Source organism: Moorena sp. SIOASIH, assembly GCF_010671925.1.
Taxonomy (GTDB): domain Bacteria; phylum Cyanobacteriota; class Cyanobacteriia; order Cyanobacteriales; family Coleofasciculaceae; genus Moorena.
On sequence record NZ_JAAHIH010000002.1, the window covers coordinates 472800 to 498591 of the forward strand.

The 25792-nt window shown below is 43.8% G+C and carries 24 protein-coding genes and 1 pseudogene; 7 read left to right on the forward strand and 18 right to left on the reverse strand.

From position 1 onward, the window contains the following. Positions 1–247: 247 nt before the first annotated feature. Entirely contained in the window at positions 248–478 is a 231-nt protein-coding gene (locus F6J90_RS09785; protein ID WP_293092501.1) for a hypothetical protein, read from the forward strand. 86 nt (positions 479–564) lie between these two features. Here F6J90_RS09785 and F6J90_RS09790 read toward each other — a convergent pair whose 3' ends face one another. The 3 genes and pseudogenes from F6J90_RS09790 to F6J90_RS09800 form a co-directional block, all read right to left on the reverse strand. Beyond that, entirely contained in the window at positions 565–2661 is a 2097-nt protein-coding gene (locus F6J90_RS09790) for a tyrosine-protein kinase domain-containing protein (RefSeq protein ID WP_293092503.1), read from the reverse strand. Position 2662: 1 nt separating this feature from the next. Then, positions 2663–2848, reverse strand: coding sequence for a hypothetical protein (locus F6J90_RS09795; RefSeq protein WP_293092505.1), 186 nt, complete (start codon positions 2846–2848; stop codon positions 2663–2665). A 232-nt stretch (positions 2849–3080) separates the two neighbouring features. Further along, positions 3081–3854 (reverse strand): annotated as a pseudogene (locus F6J90_RS09800) (formylglycine-generating enzyme family protein); the annotation flags it as partial. A 142-nt stretch (positions 3855–3996) separates the two neighbouring features. On the opposite strand from F6J90_RS09800, the gene F6J90_RS09805 reads away from it, so the two are divergent. Next, positions 3997–4359: a hypothetical protein gene (locus F6J90_RS09805; RefSeq protein ID WP_293092509.1), complete on the forward strand. Its 363-nt coding sequence runs from the start codon at positions 3997–3999 to the stop codon at positions 4357–4359. Positions 4360–4537: 178 nt separating this feature from the next. On the opposite strand, the gene F6J90_RS09810 is transcribed toward F6J90_RS09805, so the two are convergent. Beyond that, positions 4538–4900, reverse strand: a complete 363-nt coding sequence (locus tag F6J90_RS09810) for a hypothetical protein (protein WP_293092511.1) — start codon at positions 4898–4900, stop codon at positions 4538–4540. A gap of 80 nt (positions 4901–4980) precedes the next feature. Continuing rightward, positions 4981–5592 (reverse strand): transposase, encoded by a 612-nt coding sequence (locus tag F6J90_RS09815; protein WP_293092513.1) that lies wholly within the window; start codon positions 5590–5592, stop codon positions 4981–4983. Positions 5593–5690: 98 nt separating this feature from the next. Here F6J90_RS09815 and F6J90_RS09820 point away from each other — a divergent pair, with 98 nt between their 5' ends. Further along, a complete protein-coding gene (locus F6J90_RS09820) occupies positions 5691–5948 on the forward strand; it encodes a hypothetical protein (protein WP_293092515.1) in 258 nt (85 codons plus the stop codon). Positions 5949–6146: 198 nt separating this feature from the next. Here the strand turns inward: F6J90_RS09820 and F6J90_RS09825 are convergent, their stop codons facing one another. The 10 genes from F6J90_RS09825 to F6J90_RS09870 all read right to left on the reverse strand — a co-directional run bounded on the left by F6J90_RS09825 (position 6147) and on the right by F6J90_RS09870 (position 15661). Next, positions 6147–7799, reverse strand: a complete 1653-nt coding sequence (locus F6J90_RS09825) for a formylglycine-generating enzyme family protein (protein WP_293092517.1) — start codon at positions 7797–7799, stop codon at positions 6147–6149. A 5-nt stretch (positions 7800–7804) separates the two neighbouring features. Beyond that, positions 7805–8857, reverse strand: a complete 1053-nt coding sequence (locus F6J90_RS09830; RefSeq protein WP_293092519.1) for a VWA containing CoxE family protein — start codon at positions 8855–8857, stop codon at positions 7805–7807. A gap of 182 nt (positions 8858–9039) precedes the next feature. After that, positions 9040–10005 (reverse strand): MoxR family ATPase, encoded by a 966-nt coding sequence (locus F6J90_RS09835; RefSeq protein WP_293092521.1) that lies wholly within the window; start codon positions 10003–10005, stop codon positions 9040–9042. 3 nt (positions 10006–10008) lie between these two features. Then, complete coding sequence (locus F6J90_RS09840; RefSeq protein WP_293092523.1) at positions 10009–11010, reverse strand: hypothetical protein; 1002 nt, start codon at positions 11008–11010, stop codon at positions 10009–10011. Between the two features lie 16 nt (positions 11011–11026). After that, on the reverse strand, positions 11027–11887 hold the full coding sequence (locus F6J90_RS09845; RefSeq protein WP_293092525.1) for a trypsin-like peptidase domain-containing protein: 861 nt from the start codon (positions 11885–11887) through the stop codon (positions 11027–11029). A gap of 12 nt (positions 11888–11899) precedes the next feature. Beyond that, positions 11900–12241 carry a CU044_2847 family protein gene (locus F6J90_RS09850; RefSeq protein WP_293092527.1) on the reverse strand — a complete coding sequence of 114 codons (342 nt, stop codon included), beginning with the start codon at positions 12239–12241 and terminating at the stop codon, positions 11900–11902. 13 nt (positions 12242–12254) lie between these two features. Next, positions 12255–12392 (reverse strand): hypothetical protein, encoded by a 138-nt coding sequence (locus F6J90_RS09855; RefSeq protein ID WP_293092529.1) that lies wholly within the window; start codon positions 12390–12392, stop codon positions 12255–12257. Positions 12393–12411: 19 nt separating this feature from the next. Beyond that, positions 12412–12885, reverse strand: a complete 474-nt coding sequence (locus F6J90_RS09860) for a DUF4112 domain-containing protein (protein ID WP_293092531.1) — start codon at positions 12883–12885, stop codon at positions 12412–12414. Between the two features lie 114 nt (positions 12886–12999). Next, complete coding sequence (iscB, locus tag F6J90_RS09865; RefSeq protein ID WP_293094800.1) at positions 13000–14277, reverse strand: RNA-guided endonuclease IscB; 1278 nt, start codon at positions 14275–14277, stop codon at positions 13000–13002. Positions 14278–14701: 424 nt separating this feature from the next. Continuing rightward, positions 14702–15661, reverse strand: a complete 960-nt coding sequence (locus tag F6J90_RS09870; protein ID WP_293092533.1) for a YihY/virulence factor BrkB family protein — start codon at positions 15659–15661, stop codon at positions 14702–14704. A gap of 403 nt (positions 15662–16064) precedes the next feature. On the opposite strand from F6J90_RS09870, the gene F6J90_RS09875 reads away from it, so the two are divergent. The 3 genes from F6J90_RS09875 (at position 16065) to F6J90_RS09885 (ending at position 18778) form a co-directional block, all read left to right on the forward strand. Next, positions 16065–16601 carry a hypothetical protein gene (locus tag F6J90_RS09875; RefSeq protein WP_293092535.1) on the forward strand — a complete coding sequence of 179 codons (537 nt, stop codon included), beginning with the start codon at positions 16065–16067 and terminating at the stop codon, positions 16599–16601. 511 nt (positions 16602–17112) lie between these two features. Further along, entirely contained in the window at positions 17113–18090 is a 978-nt protein-coding gene (locus F6J90_RS09880; RefSeq protein WP_293092537.1) for a class II glutamine amidotransferase, read from the forward strand. Positions 18091–18334: 244 nt separating this feature from the next. Continuing rightward, positions 18335–18778 carry a DoxX family protein gene (locus F6J90_RS09885; RefSeq protein WP_293092539.1) on the forward strand — a complete coding sequence of 148 codons (444 nt, stop codon included), beginning with the start codon at positions 18335–18337 and terminating at the stop codon, positions 18776–18778. On the opposite strand, the gene F6J90_RS09890 is transcribed toward F6J90_RS09885, so the two are convergent. The 3 genes from F6J90_RS09890 to topA all read right to left on the reverse strand — a co-directional run bounded on the left by F6J90_RS09890 (position 18775) and on the right by topA (position 23440). Then, positions 18775–18960 carry a hypothetical protein gene (locus F6J90_RS09890; RefSeq protein ID WP_293092541.1) on the reverse strand — a complete coding sequence of 62 codons (186 nt, stop codon included), beginning with the start codon at positions 18958–18960 and terminating at the stop codon, positions 18775–18777. The genes F6J90_RS09885 and F6J90_RS09890 overlap by 4 nt on opposite strands. A gap of 98 nt (positions 18961–19058) precedes the next feature. Next, the gene (locus F6J90_RS09895; protein ID WP_293092543.1) at positions 19059–20660 is read right to left on the reverse strand and encodes a tetratricopeptide repeat protein; all 1602 of its coding nucleotides are present in this window, start codon (positions 20658–20660) and stop codon (positions 19059–19061) included. 92 nt (positions 20661–20752) lie between these two features. Next, positions 20753–23440, reverse strand: a complete 2688-nt coding sequence (gene topA / locus F6J90_RS09900; RefSeq protein WP_293092545.1) for a type I DNA topoisomerase — start codon at positions 23438–23440, stop codon at positions 20753–20755. A gap of 699 nt (positions 23441–24139) precedes the next feature. Between topA and F6J90_RS09905 the strand changes: the two genes are divergently transcribed. Then, on the forward strand, positions 24140–25705 hold the full coding sequence (locus tag F6J90_RS09905) for an NAD(P)H-quinone oxidoreductase subunit N (RefSeq protein WP_293092547.1): 1566 nt from the start codon (positions 24140–24142) through the stop codon (positions 25703–25705). The last annotated feature ends 87 nt before the right edge of the window (positions 25706–25792 follow it).

Here is a 25792-nt window from a genome sequence, read left to right on the forward strand (position 1 = left end):
TAGTTGACTATCGTTGGTATAGCTGTTCTCAATTGGTTGACGTACTTTCCTTCTTGGTTTTAGGGAGTAGGGAGCAGGGATCAGGGAGCAGTAATAGTGTTAATATTTACTATTTTTTTTAGTAATTTTAGTTGTTTAATTAGCTCAAACAACAGATACCATAAACAGATACCATTAGATACTATCAAAGATTAATTATACCTAGCCATGTTGCCAAATTGGCAATAATCTAGCAATTATCATACTGATGAGCGACATTGCTTATCGTTTTAAGGCAAAAGGCAAAAGGCAAAAGGCAAAAGGCAAAAGGCAAAAGGCAAAAGGCAAAAGGCAAAAGGCAAAAGGCAAAAGGCAAAAGGCAAAAGGCAAAAGGCAAAAGGCAAAAGGGAATATCCAAGAGAGTTTTAAACGATGCAGCAAGGGAACAGGGGTAAACCCCCAAAACGGCGCTACATCGCTCCCCAAAATTCCTCTATAGTTGATTAACTCTTGCCTCTAGCATGCATGCCTCTTGCCTTTTTCTGATAACTGATAGCTGATAACTGATAGCTGATAACTGATAGCTTACCTATAATAATTCGATTTTTTGGAGCCATTAGCGACTACTCCTATAATAGGAATACCAGAGACTCTAAATTCACCTAATGCTTGTTCTAAGGTAGAACTTTTTAGCTTACCTAGACGAGCCACTAGCACAACGCCATCGGTATGAACTGCCAGCAGGTTAGTATCGGCAAATCCCACTAGAGGAGGCGCGTCATAGATTACCAGGTCAAAAGTAGCTTGCAATTTTGCCATCAAATGCTGCATTTTCTCAGAGGCCAGCAGTCTAATCGGGTCTGATGGCGTAAAACCTGCTGTCATCACAAACAGGTTTTTTTCTAGAGGCGAGGACTTAATCACATCTTCAACATTGATGTCATTTGCGATCACATCGATCAACCCCGACTGATTGCTCAGCCCCATAGAATCATGTAAGCTAGGACTACGGAGATTAGTATCCACAAGTAGTACTTGCTTACCCATGGCTGCTGCTGCCAAAGCTAAGTTAGTAGCAACCGTAGACTTACCCTCTGCGTCCATCACTGAACTGATCACTAGAGAGCCAATGGGTTGATCTGAACTGAGTAGACGAATATTGGTGTAGACAGAGCGGAATAATTCAAACCAGTACTCCGCCTTGTGCCATTGAAGCTGCTTGCCTAAGGTAGGAGCAAATCCTCCCATTCCTTTTTGCCAAGGAATTACCCCCAACAGTGGCAGTTTCGTGATATCTTTAAGTTCCTTAAGGGTGTAGAGAATATTATTAGCTTTGTCTACAACTACAGCTACTCCTAGACCCAACAACAGACCCAGAATTAGACCTAATGCCAAGTTTGTCTTAACACTGGCGGCAGAGGGTTCAGGGTCACTGATAGGAGCCAGTAACTGCCAAGGTACCTGCTTTTGAGCAACATCAATCCGCAATGCTTCTCGTTTTGCTAAAAATTGATCCAGGTTATTGGTAGCAATCTCTAGTTCCCGTTGGATATTCGTGTACTCCCGATTGATGACAGATAATTGCCTAATTTGCTGCTTTAGGCTATCAGCCACTTGAGTCAAGACTCGATCTCGTGCTTCCAATTCCCGGATAGTTGTCCCCAATTCTTTCTGAACCCGCCTCCCTTCTTGACCTAGCAAAGAGCGCAGATTTTTTTGTTGCTCCCGCAGATTCTCCATTTTAGGACTATTCTCCCGAAATATAACCAACTCTCGGGCAATTTCCAGGTCTAGTTCCTGGAGGCGATTCAGTATAGTTTGATAGCGACGATTCTCGCTCAGTACTGAAATAGCAGCGGATTCAGTTACTGACGAAGCCAACTCTCGCTGTAGCTCACCATAGAGCACTTGAGCTTCATAGAGCTGAATTTGATTATCGAGTTGCTGTTTCTCAATCCCACTAATCCGCTTAGCCAATTCTTGGCCGTTCATGGCCGGATCAACTAAGTTGTTCTGCTGCTGAATTTTTTGCACTCGCTGGAGTTGATTTTGAACCCGTGACTGTAGTTGAGGCAGTTGTTCTTCAACAAACCGAATTCCTTGGCGAGTTTCTGCTTGACGTTCTTCCAAACTATAGTTTAAATAAGCCTTAGATACTAAATCTAAGACATCCCTAACTAGCTCTTCGTCTGGATTCTGAAATACAACTTCTAAAATGTTAGGCTGATTGGTTTTGATACTGAGATTTTCAATTAATGACTCATAACTAATGTCTGGGTATCGCACCTGAAGCTTTTCCACAACCGATGACAGTACTCGGGGACTTTTTAAAACCTTGATCTTGGTTTCATCTACAGCTCCTGTCTTGCTTTGAATACTCCCCTGTGTGCGACGACTACTCAAGGTTTGAGGCACTGAGGATATAATCTCACTCTCGGCTGTGACTGGTTCAGTTAAAACTTCAAATTTAGCTCGATACACTGGTACCTCATTCAGAGCTTTGAGTATTGCTCCAGAAGTTACCATAATGGTTATTCCAGCGATTAAAACTGTTCCGCGACCAATAGCACCCAGGATTTGACCAAGGTCTAATCCCCCTTCATCTCCTTCATTGAACTGGTCGATTTTGACCAGAGACAAGGGTTGAGTATAATCTCCAGCCTTGATCTTGGTATTTGTCAATTTACCTGTTCCTGTTTTCAATGGGTTTGGGGTTTACCTTCGGTGACTGACAAAAGACTGGAAAAGTTACTATAGCAGTTTGGTGAGGTACAAATTTTTGGGTTTTAGGGAGCAGGGAGCAGGGAGCAGGTAATAGGCAATAGACAATAGGCAATAGGCAATAGGGAAAAAATCCTGTGTACCTCATAGTCATGAAAAACGCTATATATATTCAGTGCTACCTATACCAGTTATGAAAAATAATAGCTACCTTACTGGGTTGCCATTTTGGCAATAATTTACCAAAACTTATTTCAGGATTTTATCCGTTTTTCCTGGTAATAACCAGATGTTAGATTTACGTAAGTGCTGACTAGTTTTTAAGCAGAGGAGGGATAAATCTAAGTAATTCCACTGGGGTGGATCTTTTTGTTGTAAATCTATATAGCGCGTAGGGCACACACCACACGAAAACCAATAACGTAGCTGTGCCTGAAGCCCGGAAAAGCGTCGTAGCGAGACGCAGAACGGCAGCTAGCAGGGTTGAGGACCCAGGAACCGCCCCGCAATAAACGGTTATTATTATAATTATCGTTAAATTCTTCCCACACACTGCCATCTGTCGGCGCACCTTTATAGTTTGAGTGCCAATGGTCTGCACACCACTCCCACACATTCCCATGCATATCGTAGAGTCCAAACTCATTGGCTACCCCAAAACTTCCCACTGGGGTTGTTTCCTGAGCAAATTTGCCTTTGGAACCAGAGCCATAAGTATAGTTGCCATTATAGTTAGCTAGGTCGGTTGTAATTGTCTCACCAAAATGAAACGGAGTGGTTGTACCTGCTCGGCAAGCATACTCCCATTCGGCTTCACTGGGCAAGCGATAAGGGCGTTTGGTATGTTGGGACAGTCGCTCACAAAACTCCACCGCATCATCCCAAGAGACTCTCTCTACAGGTCGGTCTTCCCCTTTAAAATAGGATGGATTGGGTTCAAGTTCTCTGTTGACTTGGGGTAGGGCGGCCACGGCTTGCCATTGTGCCTGAGTCACTGGGTATTTGCCCATCAAGAAGGATTTAACCGTGACTTGATGCTGTGGACTTTCATCATTACTATGCCCCTCTTCTGTTTCTGGGGAACCCATAACGAAAGTGCCACCGGGGATGGCAACCATTTCCAAAGTGATACCATTTCCCAAGTCTTCAGCAAAGTACTGAATTTCTCGCCAATGGTGTTTGATATTAACTTTTGATTGCTGTTCTTCTTTACTTGTTTCTGGCATCACCATTGTTTGGTTTAACTGATGTAGAACTGGCATCAAGCCGCGTGACCAGATGATGAGTTGATTGAGCTTGACACAGGCTGGAAGCCTGTTCCACCACCGACAGATGGTTCTACAAGTGGAACTGGCATCAAGCCAGTTCCAAGATGATGAGTTGATTGAGCTTGACACAGGCTGGAAGCCTGTTCCACCACTGATTGAGATTGACGGCAACAGGCTGGAAGCCTGTTCCACCACACAGTTATTCACACAGGCTGGAAGCCTGTTCCACCACACAGTTATTCACACAGGCTGGAAGCCTGTTCCACCACACAGTTATTCACACAGGCTGGAAGCCTGTTCCACCACACAGTTATTCACACAGGCTGGAAGCCTGTTCCACCACACAGTTATTGACACAGGCTGGAAGCCTGTTCCACCACACAGTGCTTGACACAGGCTGGAAGCCTGTTCCATCACACAGTTATTGACACAGGCTGGAAGCCTGTTCCACCACACAGTGCTTGACACAGGCTGGAAGCCTGTTCCACCACACAGTTATTCACACAGGCTGGAAGCCTGTTCCACCACACAGTTATTCACACAGGCTGGAAGCCTGTTCCACCACACAGTTATTCACACAGGCTGGAAGCCTGTTCCACCACACAGTTATTCACACAGGCTGGAAGCCTGTTCCACCACACAGTTATTGACACAGGCTGGAAGCCTGTTCCACCACACAGTGCTTGACACAGGCTGGAAGCCTGTTCCATCACACAGTTATTCACACAGGCTGGAAGCCTGTTCCACCACACAGTGCTTGACACAGGCTGGAAGCCTGTTCCACCACACAGTGCTTGACACAGGCTGGAAGCCTGTTCCACCACACAGTTATTGATACAGGCTGGAAGCCTGTTCCACCACACAGTGCTTGACACAGGCTGGAAGCCTGTTCCACCACACAGTGCTTGACACAGGCTGGAAGCCTGTTCCACCACACAGTTATTGACACAGGCTGGAAGCCTGTTCCACCACACAGTTATTGATACAGGCTGGAAGCCTGTTCCACCATAGATTATTTTACAGAAGACTTCTCTACACTATCCATTTGCCAGAAGAAAGGATATGTTTCAGCAATCTCAGATAAATTAGCTTTTACAGGATTTTCTCTGATATAGTTCCATGTTTCTAAAAATTCTCTTTCATCTCGCATAATGCGATCATATCGCTCGTCTTGCCAAACAATACCGATATGATTCATTACTTTAGCAACTTGTTTAGAACTATAGCTTTTAATGCTGTGGATAATACTAGCTAAAGTCCAATATTCCTGATCGAATTTTGGTAAAGGCTGGATTAACCAATGCACATGATCTGGCATAATTACAACAGCATAGGTTTTGTACCTTTGGTTATTGAAGAATAAACAGGAATCTAGAACTACTTGTCTGGCTTCTAGCGTCAACTCTAGCTTTTCCCAAGTACTAAAAGTCACAAAGTAAATTGCTCCTGCTAATTCCCAGTGAGGAAGATTTCTTTGGCTAATTTTAATATTTGGATACTTTCTGAAACTGGTATAACTGGTATAATTGCTGGAACGAGAATCTTGCCAGTCATAATCATTAATATTGGGTTGAGACAGCCTGGAAGCTTTTGCCCCAGAGGATAGAGGGTTGGGGGTAGTCATTAGTTACATTTCTACAGAGTATGTTACTACCAGCATCTTGCTAGTTATAATCATTAATGTTGGGTTAAGACAGCCTCGAAGCCTGTTCCCGGTGATTGGTGCTTCATCAGCTGGGTTGGGTTTGGTTAATTTATCTTCACATATCCATTGTGGAACTGGCATCTTGCCAGTGGTATATGATTAATTGTGGAACTGGCATCTTGCCAGTGGTTCTACAAGTGGAACTGGCATCTTGCCAGTGGTATATGATTAATTGTGGAACTGGCATCTTACCAGTGGTTCTACAACTTGTGGAACTGGCATCTTACCAGTGGTTCTACAACTTGTGGAACTGGCATCTTGCCAGTGGTATATGATTAATTGTGGAACTGGCATCTTGCCAGTGGTATATGATTAATTGTGGAACTGGCATCTTGCCAGTAACAATATGATTAGTTGATTGACATTAACACAGACTGGAAGCCTATTCCCGCAACAGGCTAGAAGCCTGTTCCACAAGAATAAAAAAAACAGGGCAAAGGGCAAAAGGCCAAAAGGGTCAAGAGTTACCGAGTCTAAGCCCACCCACACACCACACGAAAACCAATATAGAGGAAGTAGGGCCTGAGGGTCGGATCATAGTTGAGGCGAGACCCAGAACGGCAGTCTCCAGGGCTGAGGTCCCAACAACCGCCCCGCAACAGCCGGAAATTATCATTGTCATTATGATCTTCCCAGGCACTGCCATCTCTCGGCGCACCTTGATAGTTTGAGTGCCAATGGTCTGCACACCACTCCCACACATTGCCATGCATATCGTAGAGTCCAAAGTCATTCCCTACCCCAAAACTCCCCACTGGGGTTGTTTCCTTAACATATTTGCCTTTAGGACCAGAGCCATAAGTATACTTGCCATTATAGTTAGCAAACTCTGTAGTAATCGTCTCTCCAAAATGAAACGGAGTTGTTGTACCTGCTCGACAAGCATACTCCCACTCGGCTTCACTGGGCAAGCGATAAGGGCGTTTCGTATACTGGGACAGCCGCTCACAAAACTCCACCGCATCATCCCAGGAGACTCTCTCTACAGGTCGGTCATCCCCTTTAAAATAGGATGGATTGGGTTTAAGTTCTCTGTTGACTTGGGTTAGGGCGGCCACGGCTTGCCATTGGGCTTGGGTCACTGGGTATTTACCCATCAAGAAGAATTTAATGGTGACTTGATGCTGGGGACTTTCACTGTCACTATGCCCCTCTTCTGTTTCTAGGGAACCCATGATAAAGCTCCCTTCACGAATGGCAACCATCTCTAGCTCAACTCCATTCCCTAAGTCTTCGGTAAAACCATAAGCTCCATGCTGATGACGGTTGATGATTAGTTCTGGTTTTCTTCTCAACCAGCCTGTTTGTTTCCACTCAATAGTTGCCACTTCAAAGTTAAAAGGTTTTAGCTCAATCTCTGTCCCTGCTCCCAGCCCAATGGTTACCACCTCACATTCAAAGGTTTGCAGGGGTGGGAAACCTTCAAGCTGAGTGACTTGATTAAGGCTAAGGTTTACCCCATGAACACCATAGGATTGACTAGCATCAGGAGGAATTTGACCGTTGAGCCAGATTCCGAGGGATTGAGCAAATTTCATTAAGGAGTCATATTGACTCAACTGGGGTCTAAATTCTTGAATTAGACGCTGTAATCGGGCTAATTCTGCCTGTCCATTTTTTCCTCGGTTAACCAATCCTTGTAGGGCTTTAGCAATCTCTTGTTCTGCTTGAGTGCGATGTTGATCTAAATACACCATTGCTGCCCATTGTTGTGCCTGGAATTCTCGCTGTCGGCTGGCGGGATGGGTTCCCATTAAATAAGTCACGTAATCCATCAGTAATTGGGCGACGGATTTGAGGCGATTTGTGCCAAATTTGTGCTGAAATTCTGGTGTTTCAAATTGTGCCAATAAATGAGACCGTACCGCCGGAGTCATGGCATATAATTCATAACCAACTGGACGGCACAACTCCGACAACAGTAAATCCGCTTCTGCTATCCAAGGCACTTCCTCGTTCAGTAAAAATTGCACTCGGATATAATTCACCAATTCGGGAGTCAAGACCAAGGGCAAGGCGCAATGACAAGCTAGATAGCGATAGTTGGGTTCAAACCTGGCCACAAAGCGTTCAATTTGTTGCTTAGCTAATTCTCCCGTTAATTGGTCAGATGAGGAAGTTGTCATAGATCTTAACGAATCTGTGCGATCGCTTGATTTAACCCATGAGGATCCAGAGGGTACATTGGTACTAAATGAGCGATAAATTGGGCAGTGCTTCCCTGCCAGCGTTGAGAGGGAACGGGATTCAACCAGGCAATTAACTTGGTATGCTGTTTAATGTGCCACAAAACTTCAGCGGTTGCTGAAAATCTTTCGGAACGGCGATCGCCACGAGCTGCTCCCCCATCGCTGACAATTAAAACACTGGTATCCCCATCGGACTCTGCCAAAATCCACTCAAACTTTACCTTTTCCGTTAAATAAGGGTCTTTATAAACATACTCTGGTGGCACATTGTGGAAATAGCCCACCCGCACCCGCTCGATATTACTGTCGTGTTGGGCGGTTTCGACCAAATCTCGCGTAAAGCGGTGAAAGGGAGTCATGGAGCCTTCCTGATCCAGCAACAAGAGCAAATCAGCGTGATTTTGCTCCCTTCGGCTGTATTTGGGCTTTAAAAAAAATCCCTGTTCGCAGACGTTGGCAATTGTCCCTTCCACATCCAGAACATCCTCTCTACCATCTGCCACCATCCGCCGTAAATAACGCCAGCTATAAACCAGATACCTGCGAGAAATGGGATAATACCCTTGGAAATCCCGATCTTCTGTCTGTTCTAATACATTGATTGATGATTTGACCGGCAGTAAGGATAATTCAGGAACTGGAGTAGGAGAGTCTACCATCGATGGAACTTGTTCCCCAGGGGAGACAGGAGGAGTATTTTTAGGGGAGGATGATGATTCCGGTGATTCTGATTGAAATTCCCTTGGTTTTGCGTCCTCTTGGCTTTCTTCTGCGCTAATGGAACGAAAAATAACTTCTAAATGATCTTGTTGAGCTAGGGAATGACACCAAAGCGATCGCAGGAGTTTTTTGAGAGCATTGGCATCCTGCACTCCCCAGCCGCCCTCCATAGCTTGTAAGGCAGCTAAATATTCATTAATTCCCAAAGCAAACCCATCCCGGCGCAAGCGGTAAAAGAGGCGAGTTAACAGAGGGTGGGGATTAACGTTACTCATACCAATTTCATAAGACAGTGTAACAGGTAGAAGATCCCCCTAAATCCCCCTTAACAAGGGGGACTTTGAGTATGGCTCCCCCCTTATTAAGGGGGGCTGGGGGGGATCTCAATCTTGCGGAAAACTTTGAAAACACGCCCTAGGGGGGATCTGATCTGTAGCCTCATTAAAGGAAATTGGTATCATGAACCTGCATAATTGGGATTTTGCCAATCTTGCCGCAATTTAAATACTAAATCTCGATAGGGAATTGTCTTGTCTTGCTGGAGTTCAGTAACAGGATAAGGTTCCGATTTAAAGTGATGTAAGGCAGCCAGCCAATCGAGAAACTCACTGGTCCCCGGAAGTTTAAATAGACTTTTATCCTCTCGTATCTTTAAAAATTTAGCGACTGCAGTCGTCACTAAATCAGATTTGGGCATTGCCATGGTCTCTGGTTTCTGTTTCTGTTGATAGTGAACCTTGACAATTTTCTCTAACTCTTCTGGTTGACTAGGGAAACGCACATAGTGATATAAACAGCGGCGTAAGAAGGGAGAGGGGAGACTGCCTTTTTCTTTGTTACTGGTAATAATGATAATTGGTAATTGCTCTTGATTCGCCTCTATCGTTTCTCCTGTTTCCCGAATAAAAAATTTCCAAGGTTTATCCAATATCGACAGTAAATCATTGGGGAAATCTACATCAGCCTTGTCAATTTCATCAATAAGCAACACTGCGGGATAGTTGTGGGATTTAAATGCTTTTCCCAGGGAACCTAGTTCACGGTAATCTTTTGGTTCTTGAGGATTCCTCGGTTGTCCAGTTTTCGGATTAATAGACGGGGTTAAGTCTTTAGTTTGGACATCATGCAAGCGCAAAATGGCATCATATTCATATAATCCTTCTTGGACTTTCGTGGTTGAGCGAATATCCCAGCGATAAAAGGGCAACCCTAATTCATAAGCTACTGCCACTGCTAATCGGGTTTTACCACATCCCGATTCTCCTTCAATTAACAGAGGTCTTTGGAGAAAAATTGCCAAATTAACGGCTTCAATTAATTCGCTGTCTGCAATATAGGGTTCTAATTCTGTGGGAGAATCTGGATGACATTGTTTAGGTCGATTTTTGGAGTCGCCATGGAAGATGTATTTAGGAGGATTCATTAACTATGCCTTTACTAATTTAGATAAATATTGTTCTAATTTTGAGCAAACTATACTAGGAATACCACCATTAGATGATTTATAAATTGTTCTGGCTATTTTTTTGCTTTCTGGTTTAGATAATCCATAGACTTGTTGAAGCCAATTATCAATATCACTTTCCTTCAATTTACTCAAAGGCAATTTGATTATTTTTAAACTATCAAAATCGTTGTAGTTACAACAATAAGTCAGCTTTTGATAAGATTCAGGGATGATTGAACTTATAGAACAAAACAACAAGAAATTAACCCAAGAGTAATCCTGGGAAATATCTTGATGTTTTTGCTTCAAATACTTCCAAAAATACTCAAGAAACCAAGATAAAAGTCTATCATCATTTTCAGTAATAGAATCCCAGTTCCTAAAATCAAAAAAAACAACACTTCCTCCCTGTACACTGTCACCGATCTTATTAATAATGTTCTGGATGTATTTTTGATCATTGGGATGAGGTTCAATTGGCTTAAAATAATCCGCGATCGCATTTAGCAAACTGCGCTCATCGGAAATATCAGGTCTTAAGAAGGGGTCTATAGGACAATACTTAAGTTTACCATAACTTTTGCTACTAAGATAGTATTGAATTTCTGCAACACATAAATCTCCTCGCATCAAAGAGGTATTGTGCAGTAAAAATAAAGCCAAGCCTCCTTCTTCACCTAAACAATTGTCTAGAATAGAATTGACGATTTTTTTTTGGTTATGGAAGTTAATATTAGATAATTTTTTAGAAATAGTATGTTGTGGATTAGGACTAGCAGAGGAATCGCTATTACTTTTTAATAAATTGAGTTTATTCTCGAACTTTTTGAGTTGTTCAGAGTAGTACTGAAACTTTCTATCTAAATTTTCCAGCTGATCCAGCTCTGAAGTGAAACTCATCTCTTTGATGACATCTTCAATGCGTTGATTCCATAGATTACAAATTTTTTGTAGATTTTCGAGTTCTGTGCTAGTTGTCATTTTTTAATGTTTTTATCTAAAAACCCCCAAGCTGTCTGTCAATTTCTTCAATTTTTTCAAAATAGAAAGTAATTTTTTGTTCCAAATTTCGATATTTAGATAAATCTGACGTAAACCCCATTTGCTTTCTGACCGCTTCGACGTTTTCTTCCAAGTCTCTCTTTCGTTGTTCGAGGAACTTTATCTTTGCCGGTAACAAAGCTGGCTTAACTTGCTTTTCTATTTCCTTAGTTCGGATAACAATTGACTCCAAATATTCCCAAGCTTTGACTAAAATTTGTGTCGGAATCATAAACGCGACTTTTGCCGTTTCTCGCTTGCGATCTGCGGCAACTACCATCCCCACCACTCCCTGTAATTTTTCATCCCAAACCGGAGAACCACTAAATCCTGGTTCAATCGCGTATCCAGTTACCCTAGTATCTTCCAGTTGAAACCATTGTTTAGCATTTTGCTCTGACAATACCCCAGTTGCCCAAACCCCAAAAGAAACTTTCCTAGGACAGCCAAATACTTTAAATGGATTATTGGCAAGATTTTCTGATAATATCACGCGAGTCGGGTGAGCAAAAGCAGGAAGGTAATCAAGTTTCAAAACCGCAATATCTTCTATCGCTTCCTCGGAATCTTCTAAATCAGATACAGGATGCCAGCAAACAACCCTCCCCGAAAATTTATCTTTGGAATTAAGTAAAGGAAAATCAACCTTTATTTCTCCCTCAGGGCGGCTCTGTGTCGTGCTAGAAATAAACAATGCCTCTGCTACGACATGAGCACAGGTTAAAGCATAGTGTTCCGATACCAGAAAGCCAATACCAACTACTTGGTCTTGATAAAAGAGCCGAATAATTGAAGTCTTATGGGCATTAAACTCCATTTACTTAATCCTCTACTTGCCCTGATTCTTATGACTCCATTTTAAAGTAATTTCATAGCTCACTTCGCCACCAACAGAAGCAAACACAGCTCCCGCATCTGCCGTCAATTTCAAACCAAATTTTACTTCCACTTCATCGGCGGGTTGGTTGAGGTCCCGCAATTTGGTGATAACCGCAGAAGCAACCGGTTGGATTTGATCTAGAGCTTCTTCAAAGGTCTGCCGTGCCTTGAGGACTTGTTTTCCCGATCGCAGGCTGACTCGCTCAATACCACGGCTTTCTGGTTCTTCCACTTCTACCAAAAATGTAGTTCCATCCGCTAGGGAAAATTGAGCTAATTGTTTTTCTTCCATTGTTTGTGTCTTTTTACTCCCATTCAGCAACCCCAGACAGGGTGAATCTTATAGCAGTTTGAGCCATGGGTGGAATGGGCATCAAGCGTGGAACTGGCATCTTGCCAGTTTGATTCCCCACCCTGTGGAACTGGCATCTTGCCAGTTTCATTAATGCCAGACATTGTTGCTCAGCTAGTAATTGTTGTGAACACCCAGGCTACGATCGCAAAACTAATTCCAACCGCAACTAGCAACACTACAGCCAACCCTGCCAACAGTAAGACTAGAAATAACCAATCGGATTTTTGTGGTGGTGATGATACATTTAGTTCTTTCTCTAACAACTCAACATTTTTGACATTTGCCTTCCAGGCCGCATCCACCAGATCCCCTAAGACCGGTATAGAACCACTAACTGTCTCAAGAAGGATATTTAGCACCATCTCCACCAAGGTAGATCGAGACACTCCCAGTCGTGCTGCTTCTACCACAATGTATGATGAAATGATAGTTCCCAGAACATCACCACCCCCTGGTAACAGACCGATGATGGGATCTAAACCAATCCGATAACCTGTTCCAGGGATAGGAATAGCATTGTCCAGTAGGTAGCTTACCCGACGTACACGCTTTAAGGTAGATGTTTTGCGATCATTCCTCATCTGCCCGCCTCCCGGTCGTCTCCCGCTATAATCTTTGATTTAGCGGTGAGACGTGCCATATAAACACCTGGGGTTCCCTCAGGTGACAGGCACTCAGGAAAGGGAGGACAGAATCTAGTTTGTATAGGCATAACCATCTTTCCTGTGAATAAATTGGCAATATTTATGACTGATGCCTTGCACCAATCCTGATTTAGCTGAGACATTAAAAGACCCTGATTTTCTGGTTGCGACCCTTCCTATATAGGTACCGATCTTTTTTCCTTTGGTAACTACAGCACGAACGATATCGCCTGTCTGAAAACCTTTATGAAACTTGATCCTGGAGCAATGACGAGTGGGAAAGCCATACTTATTGGTTCTACAGATTTGACGAGTACCGTGCCCTTTGGCGGTTATTATCAAAGGTAGGGTTACTTCAAGGATCAATGTTTCGACTTTTCCGACATTCGCCGCATCCAACCAATGAGTTTTCGGAAGATTTTGACGGCACCTATTGAATTTGGTTAATCCGCCACTACCCACTTCAACAGGTAATCCTATTGACTTGAGATCGTGGTACAACTTCCATCGGGTTGTGTTGACAGAAGCCGCATCAGCCAGAGGGCGTTTAGCTTGACTCAGTATGCGTCTCAAGATACTAGGCTTCAAAGACAAGAAAAGTTCAATGTCTTGATTAGATTTAGCCTGGTTACATGGGTGACATGCGATGGCCAAATTAGAAACCCGATCGGATCCGCCTCTAGACTTTGGTTTGATATGCTCGATTTCTAGTTGAACACCTGTTGCTCCACAATAAACACATTTACGACTCCATTTTTCAAGTAAATATTCCCGAAGTTCGTAACCGTAAAGTGTACCCTGCTGATATTCAATCCCAGATATCTCAGGATTTTGCAGTTTCTGAGTGTCGAATCTGACTAACTCTTGAGAGATGCCCGCAACAGGACACAATCGAGTTAGCTTTTTAACCCAAGTTAAAATATTTTGAACTCTAGATATAAGACTGGGAGCTAGCCAACCTTTTGGTTTAGTTCTATTAAGAAACCTGGGTTTGCGGTATCGAGTCTTTCGATTCCGCCTACTGCGCCTTAATTGTTTACGAGAGGTTAAAGCGTCTCGTATTTGAAAGCCCCTGTGGGTAAGTTCGGCTCCCCAGATTACTCGCTTTCCTTGAACGATAGCTAAACCGCTTGTTTTTGCTCCAGGGTCTATTTTGAGTTGTGACCCGTGAGTTACTGGTTGCTTGATTTCCTCCGTCAAAATTATGGTAAATGGGTAGCGACGGTAGACCTTTGCTTTACTTGTCGAAAGTAAAATCCTGGCTCTTGCCGGTCTACATGGGTCTAAAGGTTGTCGGTTCTTGTTGAGTACAAAGACACGCATAATTATGTTTTCTCCTGTCGCCAGGGTAAAGTTAGCTTCGTCAATGTTATTTCTCGGTACTTTCCTAGTTACACTGGCTTAACTCGATTACACCTGTTTAATAACTAGGTTCTAGAGCTGGGGACTAGCTACGCATCCTCAGGTAGGAACTTAAACACTTAGAAATAACGTAGTTCTGTAAGAGCTTAGACTGGTAAACTGTGAGCTTCAAAGCTCCCGCTATACTCGTGAGTGAGTTAGCAGCGAGTTGTTTACGGGGTTAAATAGGTTGTTTGGTTGTTCGCGTAGCGTGGCCTATTGGCCAAGGTTGAAGGTTGAAGGCAGAATGTAGAATGTAGAAGGCAAAATCTAGAAGGCAGAATGGTGAATGGTGAATTCTCAATTCTTCATTCTCAATTCTCAAATAGGGTAGGGTTAAATTCAGCTAATATCATGTTTTTTTTGCCTTGGCTAATTTTCTTGGTCTAGGTCTCCGATGGGATGCTTGCATTGCTTCTCCTACTATCACATTCAACTGGTCCCCTAATAACAGTAGCAGAGAAGTCATGTAAAGCCAAAGCTGTAAGATAATCACGGCTGTTACGGTACCATAGACTTTGTTGTAATTGCTGAAATTGGCAGCAACGTAGTGCCGAAACAAGCCTGAAGCCACTGCCCAGGAAATGGCTGCTAAAACTGCTCCTGGCAATATCGGTGTTCCGATCTGCCAACGGCTTGGTCCGTAGCGATAGACAAAGGCAAAGGATGCCGCCACCATACTCAAGGCTACCGGCCAGGTCAAGAGACTCCAGAGTGTCAACAAGATGGAAGCTCCACTCGTATCAACGACTGTTTTTAGCATCCAGTGACTGATAAATACCAAAAAAGAGGCAATCACTAGCAGTATGATACTACCAATGGTTAAGCCCAGAGAAATCAACTTAGCTTTCCAAAACGGTCGTTGTTGCTCTCGGGGAATGTTGTGGATGTGATCAAGGGCATTCATCGCTGCACTCAGTGCCCCAGAAGATACCCAAATGGCTATGATAAAACTCAGGGAAAATAGACTGCTATTGGTGCTGAGGTGAATCTGCTCGGTAAATTCCTGAATTGGCTGCACCGCCTGAGCCGGACCTACTTCCTTCATCATTCTCAGAGCTTCATTCTGTGCCACTTCACTCAGCTCGGGAGGGTGGTGGTACCAGGTTAATTGTAAGGAATATTCAAACAAGCCAATCGCTGTCAGAATTGCTAAAATTGCTGGAAACAGAGCTAACATGGCGTTATATGCCATTTCAGCAGATAGACCCATTAAGCGACGTTCCATCGCACGCTTGAAAGTCTTCCTGAGGGTTACCAGATTCAGGTAACCAAAGAAACGGAAGAAACGAAAAAAACGCTTAGATAGCATAGGTTCTGATGTGAGCAGGGGCTTGCTACAAATTAATTTGCCAATTTTACCCGTAGTTTGCCCATTATTAGTGTTCAGTAATTTAATCGACACACTTTACTATTTTATTCACAGTTGACCATTAACCCTCAGTCAGCTATCAGCTATCAGCGTGTCGCGTATCAGCGTGTCGCGTATCAGCCTGTGGCCACACTACGGTAACAGTTTATGCCAATAGCTTCACAGGCTAGAAGCCTGTTCCACCTTACTTGAGGTGCTTTTGAATAAAATAAGCATGATAGCTGACGGCTGACAGGTGTTCGCTTAGCGTGCGCGTAGCGCATATGCTTACAACCCTCAACCCTCAACCGTGATTAAATTTGATTAAATTTGATCAGTGCCATAGCCTATGGAGTAGTTGTTGATGAGCAACAATGGGTCAGTTACCGAATGGTTAGCCCAAATCAAGGAACTGAAGCAGCAGCTGGCAGATAGCATTAAAGAGTGCCAGGCTGCGGATGAAAGTGCAGCTCATTGGCGTCAGTTATATAATACTGAAGCTCAGCAACGGCGTATAGAAAGCCAACTCGCTCAAGAGCAAATCGAAACTCTCAAGGCTCAACTGCAAAAATTACAACAAGACGGATTTCAACTCAAATCGGATCAACTGGAGACGGTATCGAGTATTGAGCAGAATGTGGAACAACTGCAAACGGTCGAGGAATTAAGGGCAACCCTTAAGTCAGTCATGGCAGAACGCGATCGCTTAATCGATGCCTTAAAGACTGAGCAAGCCAACCATGCTCAAACCCGCGAAAACTTAACGGTTGTGATTACTGATACTGTTGAGCAACTGGCTAAAGAAAGAAAGAGTAAACCGTCCCAGGTAGAGGAGGTTACCGTCAGCGAGTCTTCCCCATCTCCCGATCTCCCCAGCTTCGACAATGAAGATAGTTGGTAAGTATATGCGCTACGCGCACGCTACTTGAGGTGCGGTCAGCGGTCAGCGGTCAGCTTCGTGGCACAGGCTTCCAGCCTGTGACTTCACTCAGATCAAAAAATGGTTACCTGTTTCATTCACAAACTGATAGCTGATAGCTGATAGCTGATAGCTGATAGCTGATAGCTGATAGCTGATAGCTGATAGCTGATAGCTGATAGCTGATAGCTGATAGCTGATAGCTGATAGCTGATAGCTGATAGCTGATAGCTGATAGCTGATAGCTGATAGCTGATAGCTGATAGCTGATAGCTGATAGCTGATAGCTGATAGCTGATAGCTGATAGCTGATAGCTGATAGCTGATAGCTGATAGCTGATAGCTGATAGCTGATAGCTTACCTAGTCACTGTCCATCATAGGATTAATCACAATGGTGCGAGATCTCAGTACAACATTACTAACCACCAAGTGTCACCTATAAGATATACTTTCCCTGAACTCTACAAATAATTACATCAAGGATAGTATCTATGTGCAGAGTACTGGGATATATTGGAGAACCTTTAGCAATTTCCAAGTTAATGCTTGAACCTGATAATTCTTTGGTTAATCAAAGTTACGATTCAGATTACCATCATATGGTACAGTTAGCAGGCTTTGGACTTGCTACTTGGAAAAAAGACACTCTCACCGCCAATTATCCTTTTATCTATAAAGGAACTAAACCACCTTTTTATGACAGAAATTTAAAGTCTTTGTGTGAGAGTCATGAGACTAATTTACTTTTATCCCACATCCGAGCAGCATACTACACTTATGAAGCGGTTGTCCATGAGCATAATTGCCACCCGTTTATTTTTCCAGGATTCCGTTTAGCTTTAGCACACAATGGCTGGATATACGGGTTTCAAGAGATTCGCTTCCCTTTATTAAATAAGTGCAGACCAGAAATTATCCAGAATCTAGAGGGAAGTACCGATACTGAGGTAATCTATGCTCTAATTATGTCACAGGTCGATGATCCGACCAAGGATTTGTCTGTTGATGAAATTATAGATGCTATCAACAAGACAGTTAAAATTATTCTTGATGTTCAAACTGAGTACAATTGTGAAGGAATCAGTGTTCTAAAATTGTTCCTGGCAGATAGTAATGATTTATTAGTTGCCAATCTCGGGATTGGTTATAACCGACAGCTAGATGTACCAGGTGACTGGCAAAAATTAACAAATGAAGAATTACAAGAGCTGAAAAGCGATAGAGAAAAAGATGCCTTGTACCTCCTCAAGAGTCCTGTTTGGTCATTGAAGGGCAAAAATTTTGGAGATTATGATGGTTTTAAGATGCAATCTGCAGCAGATGAAGATGTACGCTCTGTTATTATTTCTTCCGAACCACTGACTGAAGATGTTACTGGTTGGTCACAGGTTCCTTTTCAACATATTTGTTTTTTCGATAACAATAATGGTAATCCAAAAGTTGAGACGAAACCATTTCCCTTCAGCTAATTTTTATCCAGTCGCTGATTTATAAGTGGTAATCGAGTAGGTAGGTTGGCTCGAAGTGTTATACCCAACTATCAATGCTATGGCAGTTCTTAATTGGGTGAGGCAATTTCCTTCTCGGTTGCGCGGGGGTAGGGAAGTCAGCAAATATGTTTACTGCTGGACTATACGGCGGTTGAACAATAACATTATTGATTCCATTTCCTATAATAGAGCGTTATAGCGCTGATCAAAAAACCTAGAAATCATGAAAAAATACATTCCACTCCTAGGGCGCATATGCCTTTGTGCTATTTTTCTTAAAGCTGGTATCGATAAACTACTTAACCCAACCTATACTCAACAATTGATGGAATCCAAAGGAGTTCCTGGTGTACTGATTATTCCCACCATCATTATACTGTTGGCGGGTGGATTATCGGTATTACTAGGCTATAAAGCTCGTTGGGGAGCATTAGCGCTAATTGGATTTTTAATTCCTACAACCTTGATTTTTCACACCGATTTCTCTAATCAAATGCAAGAAATTCAATTTCTGAAGAATCTAGGACTAATCGGTGGATTATTGATGGTAGCAACCTTTGGACCAGGACCAGTTAGTTTTGATAATCGCAGTCTCTGGGATCGAATCCAGTTCGTCTTGCCATTAAATTATGACTGGCGGAGAATCTTACGTCGATTTGGGTTTTAGGAAGTAGGAAGTAGGGAGTAGGGAGTAGGGAGTAGGGAGTAGGAAGTAGGGAGTAGGGAGTAGGGAGTAGGGAGGGAAGTGTGGGGAGATGGGGAGATGGGGAGATGGGGAGATGGGGAGATGGGGAGATGGGGAGTCAGATCAGCTATTACATCAAGACAATGAGAAAAAGAGTATTTCAAAGATACCAAATTAATCCCAAACTAATTCTTCTCTCTCCCCTGTCTCCCCACACTACCCCCTCTCCCCACACTCTTGTGCTCTCCCCTGTCTCCCCACACTACCCCCTCTCCTTCAACTGTGTCACTAGGTTCTTAACCTTAGAACTGTTGAGGAATTGCAGAAATTCCTGGGTCAGCTGCTGCTCCTTTTGCCTAAACTCAAGAATACGGTCTTGCTGAACAGGAGTTCTTTCTGCTATCGGAATAGTAATCAGTTGATTGAGTTGTTCCCTTAGGGAAAGCTGTTGCTGTAAAATCTCCTCATAGCCTGCTTTGATTTGCTCCTCTTCAGGTAAGTATGGTATTTTTTCGTGAACCCTAGTTTGAGTCTTGTCCTGATTAGACAAATCGTCTTTTTGTTCTGGCACTGGGAATAAATTTAGCACCAGTTGCGCCGACTGCACCCGTTTTTGTTGCTGCAGCAACTCAGATAAACTCAGATAGGCATTATCCAAGTTGAGTTTATAGGACTGCTTTTGCTCCTGAGACAATTTCTCTTGAGACAGTTTAGTGACATCTTGCCCCAGGGACTGATATACATTGACTGCTTGCTTATGAAAAATAATGGCGAGTTCTGGCTGGTTTTGTGCCGCCAGGACAGCACCAATAGTCCTAAAGGTAAATGCTTCCCCAGCTTTTGAACCCACTTCCCGATGAATCACTAGGGCTTGTTGGTAGGTTAAGAATGCTTGTTCGTACTTTCCTAGACGATGGTAAGCGATACCTAAATTATTTAGAAGCATTCCCTCTGAAATGCGATCGCTTACTTCCTTGGCAATAGTCAAGGCTTGCTGATAGGACAACTGTTCCTGTTCGTGGTTGCCTAGACGGTGGTGAACTAACCCTAGGCTATTGAGCAGTGTTCCTTCGTCTGCCTGTGACACTAAAGAATTGTTTTCCGATTTATCCAGTATTTCTCGATAGATATCGAGAGCTTGCTGGTAGGAATCCAGGGACTGGTTGTCCTGACCCAGCTTATAGTATATATTCCCCAAATTATGGAGAGTCCTGCCTTCGTAGCCACGATTGCTCACTTCTCGGTAGATGGCTAAGGCTTGTTGATAGAATTCTAGAGACTTTTGATCGTCCCCTAGGTTGGAATACGTTAACCCCAAATTATTAAGAGTACTCCCTTCCCCGGTGCGATCGCCTAATTCTCGATCGATTGCTAAGGATTGCTCAAAGAACGACCGTGCTAACTGATATTGACCAAGTTCATCATGAACCCACCCAATAAAATATAGCGCTACTCCTTCTTGATAGCGATCGCCAATGTTTCGTTTAAGTTCTAGGTACTTGTGGAAGCTCTCTAAAGCCTCTTGTAATTGACCTGTACTTAACTGTTGGCGACCTTTAACATAGAGCTGCTGGGGTGGAGTGACTTGGTCAAGGCTAGTTTGGTCAAGACTAGTTTGGTCAAGACTAGTTTGGTCAAGACTAGTTTGGTCAAGACTAGTTTGGTCAAGACTAGTTTGGTCAAGACTAGTTTGGTCAAGACTAGTTTGGTCAAGACTAGTTTGGTCAAGACTAGTTTGGTCAAGGCTAGTTTCGTCTTGAGCTTGAATAGGCGAAAGGGGGAATGTCAGAGAAATGAGTAAAGAGGCAGTGGTCAGCAGGAAGGATGAAGGAACATGAATAAAGGATAAGAGTTTTTGCTTCAATTCAAACTTCCTAGTTTCCACTTGACAATTGTGTTTTCACACCTTATTATATATATCCTGAGTTTAATCAGTTTGTCAGCAAGTAAAATTACTTATTCACTCTCTAACGGAGCCTCTTGGTCATCATCTTTTGTTTTCTTAGTAGTCTTCTTGGTGGATTTTCCAGAGGTTTTCTTTTTAGTGGAAGTAGTTGATTTACTGGACTTGCTACCAGATTTTACCGATGACGCCTTAGTTGCTATGAGTTCCAAGGCAGTTTCTAAGGTTAACTCCTCCATTGATGTTCCCTCTGGCAGAGAGGCATTAACTTTGCCATGGTTCACATATATCCCATAGGGACCCTGATAGATATTGACTGGCTCCCCATCTTTAGGATGAACCCCTAGTTCCCGTAAGGGTTTTTTAGTCTTGCTGCGAGAACCGCCCCTTGTCCTCTTAGGTTGTGCCAGGAGCTCTAATGCACGGTCTAGGGTAATTGTCAAGACGTTATCCTCAGCTTTGAGGGAGCGGTAATCTTTGCCCTCCTTCCCTTGGTCATGGACAACATAAGGACCAAAGCGTCCGATTGCGGTTTTAACCGGTTTGCCTGTTTCCGGATGAGGACCGAGAAGGCGGGGGAGTGCTAGGAGACCGACTGCCATTTCTAGGTGTACATCTTCCTTCTTTACCCCCTTAGGCAAGGAGACACGTTTGGGTTTTTTCTTCTTATCCTCTGTTACGTCACCTAGCTGTAGATAGGGACCATAATTGCCATTCAGGATATAAATTGGTTCACCAGTTTCCGGGTGTATTCCCAATTTCTCTGGCCCCTCCATTTTCTGCTGAATCAGTACCTTGACCTGCTCAATGTTTAGTTCAGCTGGGGTGAGGTCTTGGGGAATCGAAGCAGTAAGTACACCATTGCCATTGTTCACCTCGACATAGGGACCAAATTTCCCGATGCGGACTCTAGCATCTAGGTCTTCGAGTTCAACAGTACGGGCAACAATGGGGTCAATCTCATTAATCCGTTCCTTGACTTGGTTATCGAGACCCTTTTCTCCCAAATAAAAGTTCTTCAGGTAAGGAAGCCATTGCGCTGCTCCATTGGCAATGTCATCTAAGGTGCGCTCCATTTTGGCCGTGAAGCTAGTGTCCACCAAGTCGGGAAAGTTTTGTTCGAGCAAATTAGTCACCGCAAACGCCGTAAAGGTGGGAGCAAGGGCATTTTTCAGTTTCTGAGCATAGCCTCGGTCAATGATAGTACCAATAATACTAGCGTAGGTACTGGGACGACCAATCCCCTCTTGTTCCAAGGTTTTGACCAAGGTAGCTTCCGTGTAACGGGCTGGGGGTTGGGTTTCGTGACCGATAGCTTCAAGTTCTCTACAGTTAGGATGATCTCCGACTTTCAAAGCTGGCAGAATCACTTCCTGGTTTTCTAGAGCAGCGTTGGGGTCATCAGACCCTTCCACATAAGCCCTTAGATAACCTGGGAAGTCAATGCGCTTACCGGTAGCCCGAAATCCGGCATTTTCCACTTGCAAATCAACCACAATTTGAGTTTGTCGAGCATCCGCCATTTGACAAGCAACGGTACGCTTCCAAATCAGGTCATAGACTTTAAATTCGCGATCGCTTAATCCCGTTTCTTGAGAAGTTTTGAATGTACTCCCTGCTGGACGAATGGCTTCGTGAGCTTCTTGAGCTCCTTTGCTCTTGGTGGTATACTTTCTCGGCTTGGGGCTAAGGTACTCTACCCCGTATTTTTGTTCAACGCAGCTACGGGCTGCTGTGATCGCTTGTTCAGACAAATGTACTGAGTCTGTACGCATATAGGTAATGAAACCCTTTTCATACAGACTCTGGGCAGTCCGCATCGTATCACGAGCCGATAGTCCCAGTTTCCGGTTGGCCTCCTGTTGGAGGGTGGAGGTAGTAAAGGGGGGTGAGGGTTTGCGAGTAACAGGTCGTTCTTGTAAATTAGTAACCGTCCAGACTTTATCGTACAGGCGGTCTTTGAGTGCTTTAGCCTCCACTTCACTCAACAATTTGACCTGCCTACCTTCGATAATGTCACCTGTATTGGCATCGAAATCACTACCGGTAGCAATTTTCACCTGATCCAGGGTTACTAGCTTAGCATCAAAGGAACTTCCTTCTCCTCCCTGCTGTAGAATCCCTTTCAAATCCCAATAGGTGCCCTTGCGGAAGGCACGGCGTTGCCGTTCTCGATTCACCAACAGCCGCACTGCTACAGACTGTACCCGACCAGCTGATAAGCCCCAAGCCACTTTTTTCCACAGCAGCGGTGAGAGGGTGTAGCCCACGAGTCGGTCAAGAATCCGCCTTGTTTCCTGAGCTCTTACCACCTGATCATCGATCTCACGGCAGTTTTGTAGGGCATTTTGAATAGCATCCTTAGTGATTTCGTGAAATACCATCCGCTTAGTTGGCACTTTCGGCTTTAAGATTTGTAACAAATGCCAACTAATACTCTCCCCTTCTCGGTCTTCATCCGTAGCCAAAATCAGTTCATCAGAATCTTTCAGAGCTGCTTTGAGCTGTTGGACAACCTGTTTCTTGTCTTTAGGCACCAGGTAAAGCGGTTCAAAGTCAGCTTCCACATTCACCCCAAACTTAGCCCACTTTTCCCCCTTGTATTTTTCGGGGATTTCACTAGCTGATTGAGGTAAATCACGGACGTGACCCATGGAGGCTTCGACCTGGTAACCAGGAGGTAAGTAGTTCCGAATGGTGCGAGCTTTAGTAGGAGATTCGACAATTACAAGGGTTGTCATCGGAGTTTCAACAATAGCGGCGGTGTTGAATAGTCTAATTTAAATACTATTTTTTAAAGGTCGAGGGAGTAAGCCAGTATACTTCCCCCCTACTGAGTGTGGGTATGGTTTTCCAGCATCGTGTTCCAGCATAGTTTTCCAGCATTAAGTAGAACCCCCTGATGGCAGTATAAGCTTGCCTATTAATTTCTACAGTACGCTACTTGTGTCGCAGGCTAACACGAACAAGGAGCAACTGTGTGGGAAAGGGAGTGAGCCAACTTGACCATAGGTACGGAAATTTGAGGGTTACTTATACTTATATATATATGCGCTTCAGCAGTACTCCCCACTTTTTCGGATTGTGCCAGAAATAATCTTTACCTAGAGGTAAACCACGAACAGCTCATGTAGTGATGGCTAACCAATAGAGCACCGTTAACACCCTAAGTACACCCCTATCCCAATTCCTCTCACTGCTGCTCAAAGATTTGTAAACAATTCGTTCGTTGCCTTCAAAGGTAACATTGATCCGGTGTACGACACAGCTAGTCTCACCTTACCGTGGCACAGAGGGCAGTGAAACGGCATAAATACTGAATTCTCCTTTGTCCAATCTCCAAGCCATACAAGTCCTTTGCCCAACTAGCTACAATCACCGATATGATAAGAAAGTTAATCTGGATACTCAAATAACCATAGATCATATCATTAAAGCCTATGGATTTTGCCAATCTTGCCGCCCAGTTGAATGCTGGGGTAATTTTGCCAGAGGGAATTGTAGTTATTACCCTCTTGCTAGTGTTAATCATTGACCTGATTGCTGGGAAAAAGTCTGCTCAAACTATTTCCTATGTAGCCATTGGGGGTCTACTTGCTGCCATAGTTGCCCTGTACTTCCAATGGGATGCTGCAAATCCCATCGCCTTCTTTGGGGAATTTAATGGTGACACCCTGAGTGTGGCATTTCGTGGCATCATTGCCCTATCGACTGTGTCAACGATTTTGATGTCAATTCGTTATGTGCAGCAGTCGGGTACATCCTTGGCAGAATTTATTGGCATTTTGCTCACGGCTACTTTAGGCGGGATGTTCCTGTCCGGGGCTAATGAACTGGTCACGATTTTTATATCCCTTGAAACCCTCAGTATTTCCTCCTACCTGATGACGGGTTACATGAAGCGTGACCCCCGTTCCAATGAGGCCGCGTTGAAATATTTGCTGATTGGAGCAGCCAGTTCAGCCGTATTTTTGTATGGTGTCTCCCTATTATATGGGTTATCTGGGGGACAAATGCAGTTGAGTGCGATCGCACAAGGGGTGGCTGAGCTACAATCCGGTCAATCCCTAGGTCTTCTGATTGCCTTGGTGTTTGCGATCGCTGGTATTGCTTTTAAAATCTCAGCAGTTCCTTTCCACCAATGGACTCCTGATGTTTACGAAGGTTCTCCCACCCCAGTGGTAGCGTTTCTCTCAGTTGGTTCTAAAGCCGCTGGCTTTGCTCTAGCAATTCGTCTACTGATCACTGCTTTCCCATTGTTAAGCGATCAGTGGCATTTTGTGTTCACTGCTTTGACTATCCTAAGTATGATTTTGGGTAACGTGGTTGCCCTAACTCAATCCAGCATGAAACGGATGCTAGCCTATTCCTCTATTGGTCAGGCTGGGTTTGTGATGATTGGTCTAATTGCTGGGACCCAAGCAGGTTACGCTAGCATGATTTTCTACATGCTGGTGTACTTGTTTATGAACTTAGGGGCTTTCGCTTGTGTCATTCTGTTTACCCTACGCACTGGTACTGACCAAATTAGTGAGTATGCTGGTCTTTATCACAAGGATCCACTGCTGACTTTGGCTTTAAGTGTTTGTTTGCTGTCTTTAGGTGGGATTCCACCCTTTGCTGGATTCTTTGGCAAAATCTATTTATTCTGGGCTGGTTGGCAAGCAGGATTGTATACTTTAGTGTTACTAGGTTTGCTGACTAGTGTGGTTTCGATTTACTACTACATCCGTGTGGTCAAGATGATGGTAGTGAAGGAACCTCAAGAGATGTCGGATGTGGTGAAGAATTATCCCGAAATTCGCTGGAGTTTACCCGGTATGCGTCCGTTACAGGTCGGTTTAGTGATGTCGTTAATTGCGACCTCTCTGGCAGGCATTTTGTCCAATCCGCTGTTTTCTTTGGCCAATGATTCTGTTGTTAATACCCCCATACTGCAACAGGCCGTGATTAGTACTCAGCTGTCTCAAGGCCATCAGGTTTCATTCATGAGTGCTGATAATTGAGGCCCTCAGAGCCATATACCCGAAGCGCCCCTTCCTTTTGGATAGGGCGCTAACAAGAGATTTTAGCGTAAGCATTCAGCTCTCAGC

Coding starts and splice junctions, on each gene's coding strand:
- F6J90_RS09905 (WP_293092547.1), top strand. CDS start 24,140: ATGGATTTTGCCAATCTTGCCGCCCAGTTGAATGCTGGGGTAATTTTG.
- F6J90_RS09880 (WP_293092537.1), top strand. CDS start 17,113: ATGTGCAGAGTACTGGGATATATTGGAGAACCTTTAGCAATTTCCAAG.
- F6J90_RS09835 (WP_293092521.1), bottom strand. CDS start 10,005: ATGAATCCTCCTAAATACATCTTCCATGGCGACTCCAAAAATCGACCT.
- F6J90_RS09815 (WP_293092513.1), bottom strand. CDS start 5,592: ATGACTACCCCCAACCCTCTATCCTCTGGGGCAAAAGCTTCCAGGCTG.
- F6J90_RS09870 (WP_293092533.1), bottom strand. CDS start 15,661: ATGCTATCTAAGCGTTTTTTTCGTTTCTTCCGTTTCTTTGGTTACCTG.
- topA (WP_293092545.1), bottom strand. CDS start 23,440: ATGACAACCCTTGTAATTGTCGAATCTCCTACTAAAGCTCGCACCATT.
- F6J90_RS09875 (WP_293092535.1), top strand. CDS start 16,065: ATGAGCAACAATGGGTCAGTTACCGAATGGTTAGCCCAAATCAAGGAA.
- F6J90_RS09860 (WP_293092531.1), bottom strand. CDS start 12,885: ATGAGGAATGATCGCAAAACATCTACCTTAAAGCGTGTACGTCGGGTA.
- F6J90_RS09795 (WP_293092505.1), bottom strand. CDS start 2,848: ATGAGGTACACAGGATTTTTTCCCTATTGCCTATTGCCTATTGTCTAT.
- F6J90_RS09840 (WP_293092523.1), bottom strand. CDS start 11,010: ATGACAACTAGCACAGAACTCGAAAATCTACAAAAAATTTGTAATCTA.
- F6J90_RS09850 (WP_293092527.1), bottom strand. CDS start 12,241: ATGGAAGAAAAACAATTAGCTCAATTTTCCCTAGCGGATGGAACTACA.
- F6J90_RS09830 (WP_293092519.1), bottom strand. CDS start 8,857: ATGAGTAACGTTAATCCCCACCCTCTGTTAACTCGCCTCTTTTACCGC.
- F6J90_RS09785 (WP_293092501.1), top strand. CDS start 248: ATGAGCGACATTGCTTATCGTTTTAAGGCAAAAGGCAAAAGGCAAAAG.
- F6J90_RS09885 (WP_293092539.1), top strand. CDS start 18,335: ATGAAAAAATACATTCCACTCCTAGGGCGCATATGCCTTTGTGCTATT.
- F6J90_RS09855 (WP_293092529.1), bottom strand. CDS start 12,392: ATGAAACTGGCAAGATGCCAGTTCCACAGGGTGGGGAATCAAACTGGC.
- F6J90_RS09825 (WP_293092517.1), bottom strand. CDS start 7,799: ATGACAACTTCCTCATCTGACCAATTAACGGGAGAATTAGCTAAGCAA.
- F6J90_RS09845 (WP_293092525.1), bottom strand. CDS start 11,887: ATGGAGTTTAATGCCCATAAGACTTCAATTATTCGGCTCTTTTATCAA.